General features: G+C 73.6%; 16 protein-coding genes. 6 read left to right on the top strand and 10 right to left on the bottom strand.

The annotated features are described in order from the left end of the window. Positions 1 to 3 precede the first annotated feature (3 nt). Positions 4 to 954 (top strand): thiopeptide-type bacteriocin biosynthesis protein, encoded by a 951-nt coding sequence (locus ABTX60_RS15160; protein ID WP_352097495.1) that lies wholly within the window; start codon positions 4 to 6, stop codon positions 952 to 954. Then, positions 951 to 2,168 (top strand): JmjC domain-containing protein, encoded by a 1,218-nt coding sequence (locus ABTX60_RS15155; protein ID WP_352097494.1) that lies wholly within the window; start codon positions 951 to 953, stop codon positions 2,166 to 2,168. Before ABTX60_RS15160 ends, ABTX60_RS15155 begins: the two co-directional genes overlap by 4 nt. Before the next feature lie 101 nt (positions 2,169 to 2,269). Here the strand turns inward: ABTX60_RS15155 and ABTX60_RS15150 are convergent, their stop codons facing one another. The 3 genes from ABTX60_RS15150 to ABTX60_RS15140 form a co-directional block, all read right to left on the bottom strand. Beyond that, positions 2,270 to 2,680 (bottom strand): amphi-Trp domain-containing protein, encoded by a 411-nt coding sequence (locus ABTX60_RS15150; protein ID WP_352097493.1) that lies wholly within the window; start codon positions 2,678 to 2,680, stop codon positions 2,270 to 2,272. A gap of 66 nt (positions 2,681 to 2,746) precedes the next feature. Further along, the gene (locus tag ABTX60_RS15145) at positions 2,747 to 2,971 is read right to left on the bottom strand and encodes a hypothetical protein (RefSeq protein WP_352097492.1); all 225 of its coding nucleotides are present in this window, start codon (positions 2,969 to 2,971) and stop codon (positions 2,747 to 2,749) included. 44 nt (positions 2,972 to 3,015) lie between these two features. Next, positions 3,016 to 3,249, bottom strand: coding sequence for a DUF8825 domain-containing protein (locus ABTX60_RS15140; RefSeq protein WP_352097491.1), 234 nt, complete (start codon positions 3,247 to 3,249; stop codon positions 3,016 to 3,018). A gap of 122 nt (positions 3,250 to 3,371) precedes the next feature. Here ABTX60_RS15140 and ABTX60_RS15135 point away from each other — a divergent pair, with 122 nt between their 5' ends. Beyond that, the gene (locus ABTX60_RS15135) at positions 3,372 to 3,593 is read left to right on the top strand and encodes a hypothetical protein (protein WP_352097490.1); all 222 of its coding nucleotides are present in this window, start codon (positions 3,372 to 3,374) and stop codon (positions 3,591 to 3,593) included. A 267-nt stretch (positions 3,594 to 3,860) separates the two neighbouring features. Here the strand turns inward: ABTX60_RS15135 and ABTX60_RS15130 are convergent, their stop codons facing one another. Genes ABTX60_RS15130 through ABTX60_RS15120 form a run of 3 tightly spaced genes read right to left on the bottom strand, consistent with a single transcriptional unit; the run spans position 3,861 to position 7,319 of the window. Beyond that, entirely contained in the window at positions 3,861 to 4,346 is a 486-nt protein-coding gene (locus ABTX60_RS15130; protein WP_352097489.1) for an MSMEG_6728 family protein, read from the bottom strand. Positions 4,347 to 4,363: 17 nt separating this feature from the next. Further along, complete coding sequence (locus ABTX60_RS15125; protein WP_352097488.1) at positions 4,364 to 4,816, bottom strand: DUF4383 domain-containing protein; 453 nt, start codon at positions 4,814 to 4,816, stop codon at positions 4,364 to 4,366. 13 nt (positions 4,817 to 4,829) lie between these two features. Beyond that, complete coding sequence (locus tag ABTX60_RS15120; protein WP_352097487.1) at positions 4,830 to 7,319, bottom strand: SpoIIE family protein phosphatase; 2,490 nt, start codon at positions 7,317 to 7,319, stop codon at positions 4,830 to 4,832. Between the two features lie 149 nt (positions 7,320 to 7,468). Between ABTX60_RS15120 and ABTX60_RS15115 the strand changes: the two genes are divergently transcribed. After that, positions 7,469 to 8,434, top strand: a complete 966-nt coding sequence (locus ABTX60_RS15115) for a DUF72 domain-containing protein (RefSeq protein ID WP_352097486.1) — start codon at positions 7,469 to 7,471, stop codon at positions 8,432 to 8,434. Here ABTX60_RS15115 and ABTX60_RS15110 read toward each other — a convergent pair. From ABTX60_RS15110 to ABTX60_RS15095, 4 genes are all read right to left on the bottom strand, one after another. Continuing rightward, positions 8,334 to 10,139, bottom strand: coding sequence for a copper resistance CopC/CopD family protein (locus tag ABTX60_RS15110; RefSeq protein WP_352097580.1), 1,806 nt, complete (start codon positions 10,137 to 10,139; stop codon positions 8,334 to 8,336). The two genes, ABTX60_RS15115 and ABTX60_RS15110, sit on opposite strands and share 101 nt — an antisense overlap. A 227-nt stretch (positions 10,140 to 10,366) precedes the next feature. Further along, the gene (locus tag ABTX60_RS15105; RefSeq protein ID WP_352097485.1) at positions 10,367 to 10,843 is read right to left on the bottom strand and encodes a cupin domain-containing protein; all 477 of its coding nucleotides are present in this window, start codon (positions 10,841 to 10,843) and stop codon (positions 10,367 to 10,369) included. After that, on the bottom strand, positions 10,840 to 11,448 hold the full coding sequence (locus ABTX60_RS15100; RefSeq protein WP_352097484.1) for a GNAT family N-acetyltransferase: 609 nt from the start codon (positions 11,446 to 11,448) through the stop codon (positions 10,840 to 10,842). Before ABTX60_RS15100 ends, ABTX60_RS15105 begins: the two co-directional genes overlap by 4 nt. Continuing rightward, positions 11,441 to 13,537, bottom strand: coding sequence for a penicillin acylase family protein (locus tag ABTX60_RS15095; RefSeq protein ID WP_352097483.1), 2,097 nt, complete (start codon positions 13,535 to 13,537; stop codon positions 11,441 to 11,443). The genes ABTX60_RS15100 and ABTX60_RS15095 overlap by 8 nt, the downstream gene beginning before the upstream one ends. 80 nt (positions 13,538 to 13,617) lie before the next feature. Here ABTX60_RS15095 and ABTX60_RS15090 point away from each other — a divergent pair, with 80 nt between their 5' ends. Beyond that, positions 13,618 to 14,340: a siderophore-interacting protein gene (locus ABTX60_RS15090; protein WP_352097482.1), complete on the top strand. Its 723-nt coding sequence runs from the start codon at positions 13,618 to 13,620 to the stop codon at positions 14,338 to 14,340. A gap of 36 nt (positions 14,341 to 14,376) precedes the next feature. After that, complete coding sequence (locus ABTX60_RS15085) at positions 14,377 to 14,970, top strand: HhH-GPD-type base excision DNA repair protein (RefSeq protein ID WP_352097481.1); 594 nt, start codon at positions 14,377 to 14,379, stop codon at positions 14,968 to 14,970. The last annotated feature ends 178 nt before the right edge of the window (positions 14,971 to 15,148 follow it).

Genomic DNA, 15,148 nt, shown 5'->3' with positions numbered 1-15,148 from the left:
CACATGACGGACTCCCCCGCCCGCTCCTGGACGGCCTGGCACCTTCACCTCGCCACCAGCGCGACCGGGGCCCACGACCGTGTGCTGCGCGAGGTCGTGGGCCCCGTGATCCGCGCCCGCCCCGGCCGGCCCTGGTTCTTCCTCCGTTACTGGCAGCACGGACCCCACATCCGCTTCCGCATGCGCGACCTGACACCCCAGCAGGTGAGCGACATCTCGGACCGACTCGCCGCCCACCACGCCGAGGCCGCCGAGCCCCGCGCGGACGAGAGACGCCTCGACGCCCAGGACCACGCACGCCAGTCCGAGCGGCTGGCCGCTGCCGGGGAACTCGGTGCGGCCCTGCCCGCGACGGACGTGGCGACACTGCTCCCGCCCGGCGTGCATCCCGCCTTCTACGAGCCGGAGTTCGACCGCTACGGAGGCCGTGACCTCATGGGGCTCTCGGAAGACCTCTTCACCCTCTCCAGCCGCCTCGTCCTGGCCTTCCTCGCGCAGCCACGCGACACGGGAGCCCGCGCCGTGCTCGCCCTGCACGCCACCGCCGCAGCACTGCACACCCTCCCCGACGTCCCCGCCCGCGTCGCGTTCTGCGAGGCCGGGCTCATGTCCTGGCGTGACTGGCTCCGTCGCCTCGGCCACTCCACGGAGCAGGTCGACGCCACCGTCGAGGCGCTCCGCGATCCGGGCCGGTTGCCGCCCACGCTGAGCACGGCCGTCTCGCGCCACCTCGAGCAGCCCGTCACGGAGGGGCCGCTGACGTCCTGGTACGCGGCCCACCTCGAGGCCACCGGTGTGTGGGCCCAGACCGCGGCCGGCCCCGGACGCATCCTCCTCTCCCACACCCACATGCTGCACAACCGTCTCGGCCTGGGCGTCCTCGACGAACTGGCCACCTACGGACACCTGTTGGCGCAGCTGACCGCGACCCGAGCAAGGACCGTCACCCCATGACCGATTACGCGCGCCTCGCCGCTCCCCGCCTCGCCGCGCTGGGCCGACTCGTACCGGACGCGTCGTCCTTCCGCTCCGACCTCCCCGACACCCCCCGGCTGCATTCCACCGAGGCGGACTTCCGGGACGTCCTCGACCTCGACGTCATCGACGAACTGATCACGAGTCGGTCGCTGCGCCGTCCCGCCTTCCGCGTCATACGCGACGGAAAGCAGGTGGACGACGCCGAGTTGCTGCGTGAGCGCGTGCTGTACCCCGACACCGCCGACCCACGGAAGATCGCCGGTCTGCTGGGCGCCGGCGCCACCCTCGTCTTCCAGGGACTTCAGGAACTCCACGGCCCGTGCGACGACTTCGCCCGGCGCTTGGGCCACGACCTCGGCCGACCGATCCACGTCAACGCCTACCTCACCCCCGCCGCCTCCCAGGGGTTCGGCGACCATTACGACGTTCAGGACTCCTTCATCGTCCAGGTTCGCGGCACGAAAGAGTGGACACTGCACGAGCCCGTACTGCGCCGGCCGCTCTCCCAGGAGGTCTTCAGCCGAGTGGGCTCCCGGCTCGGCGGCACGGTCGTACCCGAAGGACGCACCCCCTGGGCCACGATCACCCTGAGCCCCGGCGACGTCCTCTGGCTGCCGCGCGGCTGGGTCCACTCGGCGCGCAGCAGTGAGAACGCCTCGCTGCACCTCACGATCAGCCTCTTCGAGTGGACGGCGTGGTGGGCGCTCGGGCGCGCTCTGGAGCACGCCACGGGCCTGCCCGGGCGCTTCCCCGTCTCCGCCGACTTCGTACGCGACCCCGAGGCCGCGGTCACCGACCTGGCCAGGGCACGCGACGAGCTGGTCACCTGGCTCCAGGGCGCGGACATCGCCGAGCTCGCCACGCTCGTACGGAACGACGCGTTGAGGGAGTTCCTCCCTCCGATCCGCCGGCCCGCAAGCACGCTGTGCGCGGCGCGGGGGGCGAAGACCGCCTATCGCGTCAACGCGCACGCCGTCCTCGCCGCGACGCGCACGGGCGAGCGCCTGCTGCTCCACCTCGCGGACCGCGTGGTGTCCGTTCCCGCCGCCCTGGCCGACCTCTTGTCCGACCTCCTGGCACGGGATCGCTTCACGGTGGAGGAGCTGCCCGACCACCCCGCCGGAGCAAAGCTGCTGGAACGGCTCGCGGCGGAAGGCGTCATCGAAGCAGACCCCACGCTCCCGGAGTGACGACGCTCCTGCGCGTCTGCCCCGCACACGCGCACCTCGTACGGCATGCTCGCGCGGGCCGTGAACACCTGCGCGGGGATGCCGGCGTCGAGCGGCTTCGCTCAGGCGGACTTCGCGGCGGACCGCTTCGTGCTCCTGGTCTTGCCGGTGCCCGTGCCGCTTCGGCCCGTGCCGGTGCGGCCCGTGCCGCTTCGGCCGGTGCCCGCGGACGCCGCCTTCCGCTTGGGCTTCTCCGCGGATACGTCCGTGCGGGACGCGTCCGCGCCCGAGCGCGTGGCCCGCGCCGGTGCCGTCGCCCACTTCAGCTCGATCTCCAGCTCGATCTCCCCCTCACCGATCTCCACCTCCATCTCGCTGTGGAGGTCGTCGGGGATCCGCAGGCCCAGCGTGCCGGGGCCGAGTTCCAGTTCGGCGTCCCCGCCTTCCCGCAGTGCGTCCGCGAGCGCCGTGAGCTGGTCGGCGGCCTCCTGGCGTGACAGGGAGCGCTTCTGCTCGAACTTGAGGTCCTTCATGGGGCCCTCCGATATGGCAGAAAAGGGTAGATGCAACCATCTTGGCGTGTTGTGTGGGCTCGTGCGTCAGCCGCCCGCCTCCGGGCCCCAGTGCTCCGGCCCCACCCCGCGCCAGTCGATCCACGGCACCTCCGCCACGTCCGCCGGGTCGATCTCCAGGCCGGCGCGGCGCAGGAACTCGGCGACATCGGTCACGTTGTGGGCGAGGCCGAGGATCTCGCCGTCCACGCGCACGCGGCGACCGCCCGAGGGCGACGGCGGGTGCACGATCACGCGAATCGGTCCGGACATGCCTTCAGGATCGTCCGGGACGTACGGTCCCGCAGGCTGGCGCGTCACCGGGGGAGCCGCTCACGCACGTCCCCCGCCGTCCTTCCCAGCTCCCGCAGCTCCCACCACGCCGCCGGGCTCGGCCGTCGCCGCTGCCAGTAGGGGTGGAAGTACGTCCGTGCCGACAGCCGGTACAGGCGGCGGCGCAGCTCGGTGCGGCCGGGCCGATCGGCGAGCTGCCGGTAGGTGGCACTCCACTCCCGTTGCGCCCGGACGAGGTCGTCGGGAAACGTTCGCATGGCCGAATTCAAGCATGTGTTCGATTTTTCAAGCCAGTGAGGGCCTCGTTTACGTCTCGGTTCGGGCACCGGACGTGGACAGCCGCAGCGCGAGCGGCACGACTAGGCGCATACTGAGGCTGATGACAAAGCCTGCTGCTTCCAAGCGTCATTTGCCTACCAGCCCCTTCAAGGCTCCGGTCGCCCCCGCTCCCAAGTACTTCGCCGTGGGTGACCAGGTCACGCACGACATGTACGGGCTCGGCCGGGTCATCGGCATCGAGGACGGGATCGCCGCGCTCGTGGACTTCGGTTCGGCGCAGATGCGGATCCCGAGCCCGTACGCCAAGATGACCAAGCTGTAGGACCTCCGTGCCCGGTCAGGGCACGCCTGGCCCCGACCTGGGCCAGTACCGGAAAAGAGACCTCTCATCGAACCGACTTCGCTGTTCTCCGCCGTGGAGGGGCAGCCCAGCCTTTCCGGCGCGGCGTCGCCGCCTCCGGCGACCAACCCCTTCCAGGCCCCGGACTTCGGGGAGGACGAGGCCTTCCCGTTCGAGGACGCGCCGACTCAGCCCGCCGCGACCGGGCGTCCGGCCCACCACAGGGCCGCCTAGTACCACCGGCGCCCGTCAGCTCCGCAGCGCCTGCTCGCCCGCGCGGTCCGACGTCGGCCAGACGTACGGCAGGTCGTCGGGGACGCCCGGGAAGAGGGCCGTGTAGGTCGTGGGGTCCTTGCGGACCAGGGCCGAGCGGTGGCTCTCGTGGAAGGGGTCGTCGCCGAGCCAGGGCGGGAGTTCGCCCTCGGCGGCCAGCCGGTGCTGGTCGCGGATCGGGGCGTGGGGCCGGGTCGCGGCCAGGTCGGCCACCAGCGTCGCCGCGCAGGTGTCCTGGTGGCCCTGCTCGCGCCAGACGCGGCAGACCTCCAGGCCGTAGCGCACCAGCGCCTCCTCGTAGCCGAGCCACATCTTCACGGCCGGGTGGCGGCGCCACCCGTAGCCGGGGACGACCAGGCCGCGCAGGACCTGCAACGCCTCGACCCGCTGTTTGCCGAGCCGGCGGCGGTCGAGGGCCAGGGCCGTGGCGCGGAAGTCGGGGTAGGGCAGGAAGGTCTGCATGACGTCCTCGGTGGTCCTTACCGTGCGTCGGTGCGCGTGCCGCGCCTGCCGAGGGCCAGGGCCAGGCCGATCATGGCGATGCCCAGGACGAAGTGGAGCCAGTCGTCCGCGGAGTTCAGCGGCACGAAGTTGGCGTCGCTGTCATGGCCGACGGACAGGCCGTACACCCACAGCACCAGGTAGAGGGCGCCTCCCACCAGCAGGTACGAGTACGCCCCGGCGGCCGTCCCGGCGAGCATCAGGCCGGCGAGACCGTAGGCCAGGTGCACGAGGTTGTGCAGGATCGAGACCTGGAACAGGCCGAACAGTTCGGCGCCCGACTCGTGCGAGGCGAACTCCAGCGAGCCGTAGTCGGTGGTGATGCCGGGGATGAAGCCCAGCACACCGACCACGAGGAAGACCAGGCCGGCCAGCAGGGCGGCCTGCTGCACGGGTGCGCGGGCGGCCGGGCGGGACGCTGGTGGGGTCATGGCCGGTGGCTCCTCACGCGGGGGTCAGGGTCTGTTCCGCCCAGATGGTCTTGCCGGTGGCGCTCTGGCGGGTGCCCCAGCGCTCGGTCAGCTGGGCGACGAGGAGCAGGCCGCGGCCGCCCTCGTCATAGGTGCGGGCGCGTCGCAGGTGGGGAGCGGTGTTGCCGCCGTCGGAGACCTCGCAGATCAGGGTCGTGTCGTGGATCAGGCGCAGCTGGACCGGAGGCTCGGCGTGCCGGATGGCGTTGGTGACGAGTTCGCTGACGACCAGCTCGGTGACGAACACGGCGTCGGACAGCCCCCACCGTTCCATCTGCGCCACCACGTCCTTGCGGGTCTGCGCGACCGCGGACGGGTCGGACGGCACCGCCCAGGTGGCGACCTGCCTCGCGTCGAGCGCGCGGGTACGGGCGATGAGCAGGGCCACGTCGTCGGCCGGCCGCTGCGGCAGCAGGTCGGCGAGGACCCTGTCGCAGAGGGCGTCCAGCGAGGCGGCCGGGCGGCCAAGGGCCTCCCGCAGCCGGCCGACGCCGGTGTCGAGGTCGCGCTCGGGGGTCTCGACGAGGCCGTTGGTGTAGAGGGCGAGCAGGCTGCCCTCGGGGACGACGACCTCGGTGGACTCGTACGGCAGGCCGCCCACGCCGAGCGGGGGCGCGGTCGGGAGCCCGACGAGTTCGACGGTGCCCTCGGGGCTCACCACGGCGGGCACGGGATGCCCGGCCCCGGCGAAGCAGCAGTGCCGGGTCACGGGGTCGTAGACGGCGTACAGGCAGGTGGCCCCCAGGTCGCCGGTGGTCCGGGCCGAGCCCGGCGCGCGCCCGTCGGCGTCACCCTCCTCGGTCTCCTCCTCCGTGTTCAGGCGGGCGACCAGGTCGTCGAGGTGGGTCAGCAGCTCGTCGCAGGGCAGGTCGATGTCGGCCAGCGTGCGGACCGCCGTACGCAGCCGCCCCATGGTCGCCGACGCGACCAGCCCGTGGCCGACCACGTCTCCGACGACCAGCGCGACCCGCGCCCCCGAGAGCGGGATGACGTCGAACCAGTCCCCGCCGACCCCCGCTTGCCCGCCCGCCGGGAGGTAGCGGGAGGCGACCTCGACGGCGGCCTGCCGGGGCAGCCGCCGCGGCAGCAGGCTGCGCTGGAGCGTGACGGCCGTGGCCCGCTCACGGGTGTAGCGGCGGGCGTTGTCGATGCTGACCGCGGCCCGGGCCACCAGTTCCCCGGCCAGGACCAGGTCGTCGTGCCGGAAGGGTTCCTGGTTGCGGTGCCGGACGAAGAAGGCGACGCCCAGGGTGGTGCCCCGGGCGGCCAGCGGCACGGTCATCGCGGAGTGGATGCCGAACGCGCGGACCCGGGCCGCACGCGCCGGATCGCGGGCGAGCCAGGCGGTGAACGCCGGATCGCTCGTCTTGTGCAGGGCGGGCCGTCCGCTGCGCAGGCTCTCGAAGGGCATCGAGCCCGCCGGGTAGGCGTCCACGGTGCCCGCGGGCACGGCCGACTCCGGGGCGCCCGGGGTCACCGACCGCAGGGCGGCCCGGCGCAGCAGCAGCGGCCCGTCCACCGGAACGGCCCGCGCGGGCGGCTCGGACACGTCGTCCAGCGTGGCCAGCAGATCGACGCTGACGAAGTCGGCCAGGGCGGGGACGGTCACGTCCGCCAGCTCCTGGGCCGTGCGTGTCACGTCGAGCGTGCTGCCGATGCGGCGGCCGGCCTCGGCGATCAGCTGGAGGCGCTTGCGGGCCCAGAACTGCTCCGTCATGTCGTGCGCCGCCAGGCAGACGCCCCGGACGGTGCCCTCGTGGTCGCGCAGCGCGGACAGGAAGACCGACCAGGCGTGCTCATGGCTTTCGCCGGGGGCGCGCAGGTAGTTCTCCTCGTACTCCGACTCACCGGTCCGCAGCACCCGGGCCATGTCGTGTTCCGCCCGCCGGCCGGCATCGCCGCCGGAGATCTCGGACACGCGCAGGCCCCGCATCTCCTCCTCGGTGAGCGCGGTGGCCCGTTCCATGTCGGCGTTGGCCCGGCGCAGCCGGAGCCGGGTGTCGTAGATCGCCAGGGCGCAGCACGGGGACTGGGCGAAGCTCCAGCTCACGAGGGACTCGTCGAGACCGGCCGGTGGCTGCCGGTCGGTCAGTGCGGAGACGACGAGCCAGGCGGGCCCGTCGGCGCCGGGCGGCCTGTGGTGGGCGAGGATCCTGACGGTCAGCTTCCGGCCGTCCCGGTGCCGGAGTGCGATGTCGCCGTTCCAGCGGGGCAGATCGGCGAGCGTGGGCAGGCCGCCGCGCACCGGGATCGGCTCGGCCAGCAGATCCGCGGCCCGGCGGCCGGTCACCTGCCCGGCAGGGTAGCCGAGGAGCCGCTCGGCGCCCGCGTTCCAGCCGGTCACGATGCCGTGTTCGTCGAGGGTGACTCGGGCCGTGAGGGAGGCGTCGACGAGGGCTTCGAGGGCTTCCGGTTCTGCTCCGTACGACCGGGTGGCCCGGCCGCCGGTGACGGGCTGCTCCATGATCGGTCATCTCACTCTCGGGGGAATCAGCCGTAACCCCGGATTTGCACAGATATCACCTGGTCTACCCCGATAGGGACGGGTTGCACCGTGTCGTCCCCGCCGAGAAGCCGAGCCTGCCGCCGCCCGGCCCGGGTATCCGCTCCCCCATGGGTCAGATCCGCGTGGGCACGTGTTCCTGGACCGACCGGGCGCTGGTCGCCAGCGGCTGGTATCCCCCGGGGCGGCGGGACGCCGAGGGCCGGTTACGGCACTACGCCGAGCGGTTTCCGGTCGTCGAGGTCGACGCCTCGTACTACGCGCTGCCGAGCGAGCGGAACAGCCGGTTGTGGGCCGAGCGGACACCGGACGGTTTCGTCTTCGACGTGAAGGCATTCTCGCTGCTGACCGGGCACCCCACGCGGCAGGCGGTGATGCCCGGGGGACTGCCGGCCGAGCACCGGGACCCGGCGGTGCTCGACGCGGTGTGGGACAGGTTCTCGGCCGGGATCGAGCCGCTGCGGGAGGCCGGGCGGCTCGGGAGCGTGCTGTTCCAGTTCCCGCCCTGGTTCCGGCCCGGGCAGCGGGCGGAGGCGTTCCTCGGGGAGTGCGCCGAGCGGACGGCGGGCTGGCCCGTCGCCGTCGAGTTCCGGCATCCCTCCTGGTGGGAGCCGGGGCGGGCGGAGGCGACGGTCGCGCTGCTCGCCGGGCACGGCATGGCCGCGGTCGCCGTCGACATGACGCAGACGCTCGCGTCCTCCGTCCCGCCCGTCACGCCCGTGACCTCGCCCCGGCTCTCCGTCGTCCGCTTCCACGGCCGCAGCACCGCCTGGGGGACCGGCAGCAAGGAGGACCGGTTCCGGTACGCGTACGACGAGGACGAACTCGCCGAGTGGCTGCCCCGCGTGCGGCGGCTGGCCGGGCGGACCGAGCAGGTCCACGTCCTGTTCAACAACTGCTGCGGCGACGCCGCCGTCCGCGACGCCGAGACCATGACACGGCTCCTCGAACGGGACGGTCCGGCGGCGCGGCTGCCTAGGGCGCGATCCGCACCCGGCGCTCCACCGACACCTGGTCCACGTCCGACACCCGAACGGTCGTCTTCATCGTCCAGTTCCCGGCGAGCGGCAGGTTGACGGAGTTGGTGCTCCAGTAGCCGCCCTGGTCGGTGAGTTCGGCGTCGATCGGGCCGACCTTCCGGGAGGGCAGGGTGAAGGTGATGCGGATCTCGGGGACGACGACCAGGCCCTTGTCGGAGCCGGCGGCCACGGCCTGGATACCGTTCTCGCCGACGCGGGCCGGGTCCAGGGTGACCTGCACCGTGCCGCGGCCGCTCACGGATCCCGTGCCCGTGTCGTAGGGCACCGTGATCAGCGTGGTGGGCGGCAGCGCGCCCGCCGGGGCCTGCCGGGCCGCCTCGGCCTGGGCACGGGCCGGCAGGGTGCCCGTGAGCACGGTCGTGATCATCAGCACCACCGCGGCGACGGCGACCTCCACGAGGACGGAGCGGCGCAGACGGCGCCGGGTGTCCGGATCGCCCCCGGACGCGGCAGGCTCCTCCGCCGTCCTGTCCGGCGTCCCGGGTTCCCCCGGGCCGTCGTGTTCGGCCGGTGCCCCGACCGGCTGCGGGACCCGCTCCTGGACAGCGGCCCGGGTGACGGCCGCCGGGGCCGCGATCCACGCCGTCCAGCGCCGCGAGTACCGGGCCGCCAGCAACAGCACGGCCACTGCGGCCAGTTTGGCGAGCAGCAGACGGCCGTACGACGTGCCGGTCAGCGCGGAGAGGGAGCCGAGGCCGCGCCAGGACTGGTAGACGCCCGTGACGGCCAGGACGGTCACCGAGGCGAAGGCGATCCGCGAGAAGCGGGGCACGACCTCCGCCATGTCGTTCACCGCGTCGTCGCCGGTCGAGCGGCGCAGGGTCAGCAGCAGTGCCACGAGGCCGCCGAGCCAGACGCCCATCGCCAGCAGGTGCAGCACGGACGACGTCATCGCCAGGGGCACCTGGATCCCGGCCGAGGCGTGCTCGGCCGCCGCCCAGGTCAGGGCCAGTCCGGCGGCCAGGGCGGTGCCGATCGCCAGGGCGACGGGCCGCTCCTTCGGGTCACGGCGCCTGGACAGCCACAGCAGGAAGGCCGCGACCAGCAGGAGCAGGACCAGCCGGGCGACGAGGGCCAGGCCCGGGCGGCCGGTCAGGGTGCGGCCGAGGGCGGAGGCGTCGAAGGCCGCGGCCGGGCCCGTGCCCGCCTCGTACGGGGCGCGCAGCAGGAGCAGCACGAGCGTCGAGCCCAGCAGCGTCCACCAGGCCGCCGCCAGCGGCCGGCGCAGGGCGGAGGTGTCCGCCGGCCGGCAGAGCAGGGCGAACGCCGCGAGGCCGACGAGCAGCGCGGCCGCGAGGTAGGCGAGGTAGCGGGCGGCGTCGTTGAGGCCGCCGGTGAGCGGGTCCTCGGTCGAGCCCGTGTCGATCTGGACCGTCGTCGCCGAACGCTTCCCCACGGAGAAGGAGAAGGCGCCGGAGACGGGGTGGCTGTCGGCGGAGACGACCCGCCAGGCCACCGTGTACGTGCCCTGGGCGAGCTTGCCGGGAAGGCCGACCCGGGCCGTGTCGGAGCGGCCGTCCGCGTGCGTGGCCTGGCCGGTGTGGACCCGGTGCTGGTCGGGGCCGAAGACCCGGAAGGAGTCGTCGAGCAGGCCCACGGACTCGGTGAAGGTCAGGGTGACGTGACGGGGCGCCTGGCGGACGAGGGATCCGTCGTCGGGGTCGGTGCCGCGGAGGGCGGCGTGGGCGGAGGCGGGGGCTGCTCCGGCGAGGAGCAGTACCAGCACGGCGCCGAGCAGCACCAGGGCTTGGAATCGCCGGGGATGTCCGACATTGCGATCCTCGTTCCGCCGTTGGTCCACGTGGGTCTCCGGGGTCGGGCTGTACGGCTACGAGGGGAGTACGGACGGGATCGGTGTAGTGCTCACCGGGTGGAGGGGTCCGTCGTTCGGCTGGGCGATTGTCATCTTGTGCACGGGGTCGATCGCGCGCAGGCGGCGGAGCCGCACACCGGTACGGCCCCGCGCCCCTAGGCCGACCTGGACAGTCCCGCGATCTCGTCGGCCACGGCCGGATAGCGGGCCGTCAGCTCCGCTGCGTCCCCGTGCTCGTAGCCGTCGAAGGTGAAGCCGGGCGCCATCGTGCAGCCGAACAGGGTCCACTGCCCGGCGCCGCGCACCCTCCCGCCCATCCACGTGCCCGCCGGGACCGTGAACTGGACGTGCTGGCCGTGCAGGACGTCCGGTCCGAGCACCACCGTCCTCGTGGTGCCGTCCGGGGCGAGCAGCAGGAGCTCCAGGGGATCGCCCCGGTAGAAGTGCCAGATCTCGTCCGTGGGCAGACGGTGGAGGGCGGAGAAGTCGTCCGCCGTCAGGAGCGCGACGATCGCCGTCCCCTCCGGCCTGCCGTCGGGTCGTTCGGGGCCGGCCCACGTCTGGCGGAAGAGACCGCCCTCGCGCGGGATCGGCTCCAGGCCGTAGTGGGCGATGAGGTCCTCGGGAGTCACCCGGGGAACAGTATCTCCCGGTCCAGGAAGGCGAGCTGGGCCTTCTTCTCGGGCAGGTACACGTCCGGGAGGTCGATCTCCGGCAGGACCACCACCGGGCCGGGAGCGAAGCCGAGCGCGCGGAAACGGGTGATCGCCTTCTCGTTGCGCACGTCCGGGTCGACCACGATCCGCCGGCGGTCCAGGCCGGGCAGGACGTATGCGGCGATCGCGGTCACCAACCGGGCGGTCCAGCCGCGTTGTCCGCCCCCCGGACCCGCCGGAGCGAGGAGCAGATGGACGCCGATGTCGCCGGGGCGGACCTCGTAACACTCGCTCACCCGGTCGGCCTCCGGCTCGTAGGTCTGGAGGAGGGCGACCGGCTCGCCGTCCCGGACGACGAGGTAGGCGTGGTGGGTGTCGAGCGTCGCCATGTGGGCGTAGATCCCGGCGACCTGCTGTTCGGTCAGCTCGGTCATGCCCCAGAAGGCGGCCCGGTCCTCGCCGACCCACCGGTGGATCACGGGGGCGTCGGCCCCGGGGTCCAGCGGCACGACGCGGACGGTGCCGAAGCCGTCGGTCACCTCCTCGTGGACGCAGGTGCGGGAGGCGTACGGGTCAGACATCGGTTTCCTTCTTCAGCAGGGACCAGTCGGTGACGACCGGGACGAGGTCTCCCGCGAGCCACAGGGGCAGCTGGTCGCGGTGGTGGGACGAGCCGGGGACGCCCGAGGCGCCGAGCGGGACCACCCAGCGGCTGTCCTCGCGCCGGGCCAGGTCCCAGACGTACCGGGCGGCCGGGCCCCGGGCGGCCCGGTCGGTGAGGCCCGGCACGCCCGAGGTGCACAGCACGCAGTCGTGGTCGCCGGACAGCCCCGGTTCGTCGTACGGCCGCTCCGGCTCCAGGGCCCGCCAGGGGGCGAGGCGGTGGGTGTCGCCCCAGACGCCGGCCGACGGGCGCAGCGCCACGTCCTCGATCGCCGCGCGGACGGCCGCCGGGCGGTCGATCCCGTACAGCTCCCCGGCCCGCAGCAGGTGTTCGAGGGCGAAGCCGACCCTGGGCACGAGGGCGAGCCAGGGCCGGAACACCTCCGGGTACGCCGGTGGCGTGGTGAGCCCGGCGAACGCCGGGTGCGCCGCGAGCCGCCGTACGACCGCTCCGCGTACGGCCGCGTAGAGGGCCGCGTCGGCGCTGCCGGCGTCCATGCGGCGGTCCCAGGTAAGGAGGCGGTCCCGCAGGGCGGCGGCCCCGGGGGTGAGGGCGTCGAGGGCGGCGAGGTGGTCCAGGAGGGGGGCCGCGGAGCCCAGGTGGGTGTCGGTGTGGAGGGCGGGCATGTCGGCGGCGGACCAGCGCTCCTTGCCCGCGAGGAGCGCGGCGATGCGGTCGGCGCGGTGCGGCGGGGCGAACTCGACGCCGAGGGGTTCGGCCGGGCCGCGCTGGTTGGCCATGACGGCGACGCCGTCGGTGAGACCGGCTCGTGGTGACACGTGCCAGCCCCGCCACTCGTGGCCGGGCTCCCAGGCGGGCACGATCCGCAGGGAGTTGACCCCGGCGCGCACCGGCACCCGCCCGGCCACGCGGTGCAGGACACCGCCCTCGGTGTCGGCGGCCTGGACGACGTTGACCGGCTCGGTCCAGCGGTCGAAGGCCTGGTCCACGTCGGCGACCCGGCGGGAGCGCAGCAGCGGCAGCAGGGCACCGAAGCCGAGGTCGCCGGTGACGCGGGGCGGGTAGCGCAGGCTGATCGCCACGGGCAGCCCCGAGGGATCGGCCGTGTCTGCCGGGTCGCCGTCGAGACCCTCGGGACCGCCGATGATCACCGGGCCCCGGTCCGTCTCGATCACCTCGACCTCGACCGGCTCCGCTCCCGTCACCTCGACCGTCTCGGTGTGCCGGACCGCCCGCCGCCAGACACCGTCCGGGTCGAGGGCCTCCACCCCGGTGCCGGTGCGCCGCAGCCGCTCCCGGTAGAGGTCCTGGTAGTCGGCCATGGCGTTGGTGATGGCCCAGGCGACGGTGCCGGTGTGCCCGAAGTGGGCGATGCCGGGGACGCCGGGGACGGCCAGGCCCACGACGTCGAAGTCCGGGCAGGACAGGTGGATCTGCTGGTAGACGCCCGGGTCCTCGATCCAGCGGTGGGGGTCGCCGGCGATGACGGCCTGCCCGGTGACCGTCCGCTCGCCGCCGACCAGCCAGCCGTTGCTGCCGGAGGTGCCGGGACCGTCGGCGGCGAAGAGGCCGATGGCGTCCGCGTCCAGGTGGGCGGCGACCTGCTCGCGCCAGAGCTTGGCCGGGAACCCGGCGAAGAGGATGTGGACGGCGAGCCAGACCCCCAGGGGGGTCCAGGGCTCCCAGCGGCCGGGGGCGAGGCCGGTACGGGCGAACTCGGGTGCGGTGGCGTCGGCCAGTCCCTCGTTGACCCCGTCGACGTAAGCCCGCACCCAGCGCGCCGTCCCGGGGTCCCGCGTCTCCAGGTCCGCGAAACAGCGTCTGGCGGTGTCGTCGAGTCTGACCCGTCTCGCGAACAGGTCCCAGGCCAGGGCTTCCTCGCCGAGGAACGACGCCGAGGTGCCCTGCGCCCGGTGGCGGTCGACCTCCAGCTGCCAGGCCCGGTCGCGGGCGGTGACGAGCCCCTGCGCCCGGGCGAGTTCGACCACGCCGCCCGCGCGCAGGTGCGGAATGCCCCAGGCGTCACGGTAGATCTCGGTGGCCACGCTGTACCCCCACTTACCTTTAGGTTAGCCTTGCCTAAGTCAAGCTGTGGCCGGAATCGTACGCGAGGGGCTGGAACGCGATGGGGCAGGGGCGGGGTTGGGAGGGCACGGTCCTCAGACTGCTGCGCGCGAAGGACTTCGAGTTCACGGTGACGGACGTCGAGGACGTCACCCCGGACTACCGGCGGCTGCGCTTCACCGACGGCGGTCTGCTGGCCGCGACCGGAGTGCACCCCACCATGTGGGTACGGCTGTGGTTCGACAACGCGGGCAAGCCGCACCAGCGGGCCTACACCCTGGTCGACCCGGACGCCGAGGCCGGCACCTTCGGCCTGGAGTTCGCCCTGCACGAGGGGTGCGCCAGCGACTGGGCCCGGGCGGCGAAACCGGGCGACACCATCGAGGCGACCGTCCAGGGCACCGGCTTCGAGCACCCGAGCCCGGCGCCCTCGCACGTCTTCGCCGTCGGCGACCCGGCCTCGCTCCCGGCCATCAACTCCCTCCTGGGCGCCCTGGGTTCCGCCCCGGCCACCGTCTGGTTCGAGGGCGGCGACGACGCCCTGCCGTTCCGCGCCGACCCGGACCGGCACGAGCTGCGCAAGGTGCCCCGCCGGGACTCCGGCGCCCATCTGGTCGACCGGGTGAAGTCGGACCTGCCCGGCCTGCTCCAGGACACGGCCGACCCCTACGTCTGGATCGCCTGCGACACGGCGACGACCCGCACCCTCGCGGCGTACGTCCGCAAGGAACTGAGGCTGCCCAAGCAGCGGGTGCACGCGCTGGGCTACTGGCGGGCGACCTGAGCAGCGGGCGGGCCCGGCCCGGGGGATGATCGGGGCATGGACGTCACTCTTCACCTCGCCCAGGATCCCGAGGCCGACGCGCTGCTCGGCCGCAGCCCGCTCGCCGCGCTGGTCGGCATGCTGCTGGACCAGCAGGTCCCCATGGAGTGGGCGTTCAAGGGCCCGGCGACGATCGCCCGGCGGCTCGGCACGGACGACCTGGACGCGCACGAGATCGCCGCGCACGAGCCGGAGGCCTTCACCGCGCTGCTCTCCGAGAAACCGGCGGTACACCGCTACCCCGGCTCCATGGCCAAGCGGATCCAGCAGCTGTGCCAGTACCTCGTCGAGCACTACGACGGTGACGCCGAGGCCGTCTGGAAGGACGTCGGCACCGGCAAGGAGCTGCTGAAGCGCCTCGCCGAGCTGCCCGGCTTCGGCAAGCAGAAGGCCCAGATCTTCCTCGCCCTGCTGGGCAAGCAGCTCGGGGTGCGCCCCACGGGCTGGCGCGAGGCCGCGGGCTCCTACGGCGAGCAGGACTCCTTCCGCTCGGTCGCCGACATCACGGGCCCCGAGTCGCTGGTCAAGGTACGGGCCCACAAGCAGGAGATGAAGGCGGCGGCGAAGGCCGCGAAGGCCTCCGGCAAGTAGGCCCCGCCCCGGGCCAGGACGTCGGCCCGCCGCCCCGGGCGTCGACCCGGGCCGGGCCCTACGGCCACGTGATCCGCCCCGGGCGCCGGCCAGGGTGGGGACACCCACCCTGTCACCCACCCGGTCCGCCCCCGGCGACAGCCCACAGCAGGCACGTCACCCACCCGGTCGGCCCCGG

Origin of the sequence: Streptomyces sp. NPDC126510 (genome assembly GCF_040302345.1) — a bacterium.
Taxonomy (GTDB): Bacteria; Actinomycetota; Actinomycetes; order Streptomycetales; family Streptomycetaceae; genus Streptomyces.
Note: the sequence above shows the minus strand (reverse complement) of the source record. Positions and strands in the feature narration are given on the sequence as shown.

Bases quoted from the DNA above. Each gene is read 5' to 3' on its own strand.
- ABTX60_RS15160 (WP_352097495.1), top strand. From the start codon at position 4: ATGACGGACTCCCCCGCCCGCTCCTGGACGGCCTGGCACCTTCACCTC.
- ABTX60_RS15155 (WP_352097494.1), top strand. From the start codon at position 951: ATGACCGATTACGCGCGCCTCGCCGCTCCCCGCCTCGCCGCGCTGGGC.
- ABTX60_RS15150 (WP_352097493.1), bottom strand. From the start codon at position 2,680: ATGAAGGACCTCAAGTTCGAGCAGAAGCGCTCCCTGTCACGCCAGGAG.
- ABTX60_RS15145 (WP_352097492.1), bottom strand. From the start codon at position 2,971: ATGTCCGGACCGATTCGCGTGATCGTGCACCCGCCGTCGCCCTCGGGC.
- ABTX60_RS15140 (WP_352097491.1), bottom strand. From the start codon at position 3,249: ATGCGAACGTTTCCCGACGACCTCGTCCGGGCGCAACGGGAGTGGAGT.
- ABTX60_RS15135 (WP_352097490.1), top strand. From the start codon at position 3,372: ATGACAAAGCCTGCTGCTTCCAAGCGTCATTTGCCTACCAGCCCCTTC.
- ABTX60_RS15130 (WP_352097489.1), bottom strand. From the start codon at position 4,346: ATGCAGACCTTCCTGCCCTACCCCGACTTCCGCGCCACGGCCCTGGCC.
- ABTX60_RS15125 (WP_352097488.1), bottom strand. From the start codon at position 4,816: ATGACCCCACCAGCGTCCCGCCCGGCCGCCCGCGCACCCGTGCAGCAG.
- ABTX60_RS15120 (WP_352097487.1), bottom strand. From the start codon at position 7,319: ATGGAGCAGCCCGTCACCGGCGGCCGGGCCACCCGGTCGTACGGAGCA.
- ABTX60_RS15115 (WP_352097486.1), top strand. From the start codon at position 7,469: ATGGGTCAGATCCGCGTGGGCACGTGTTCCTGGACCGACCGGGCGCTG.
- ABTX60_RS15100 (WP_352097484.1), bottom strand. From the start codon at position 11,448: ATGTCTGACCCGTACGCCTCCCGCACCTGCGTCCACGAGGAGGTGACC.
- ABTX60_RS15090 (WP_352097482.1), top strand. From the start codon at position 13,618: ATGGGGCAGGGGCGGGGTTGGGAGGGCACGGTCCTCAGACTGCTGCGC.
- ABTX60_RS15085 (WP_352097481.1), top strand. From the start codon at position 14,377: ATGGACGTCACTCTTCACCTCGCCCAGGATCCCGAGGCCGACGCGCTG.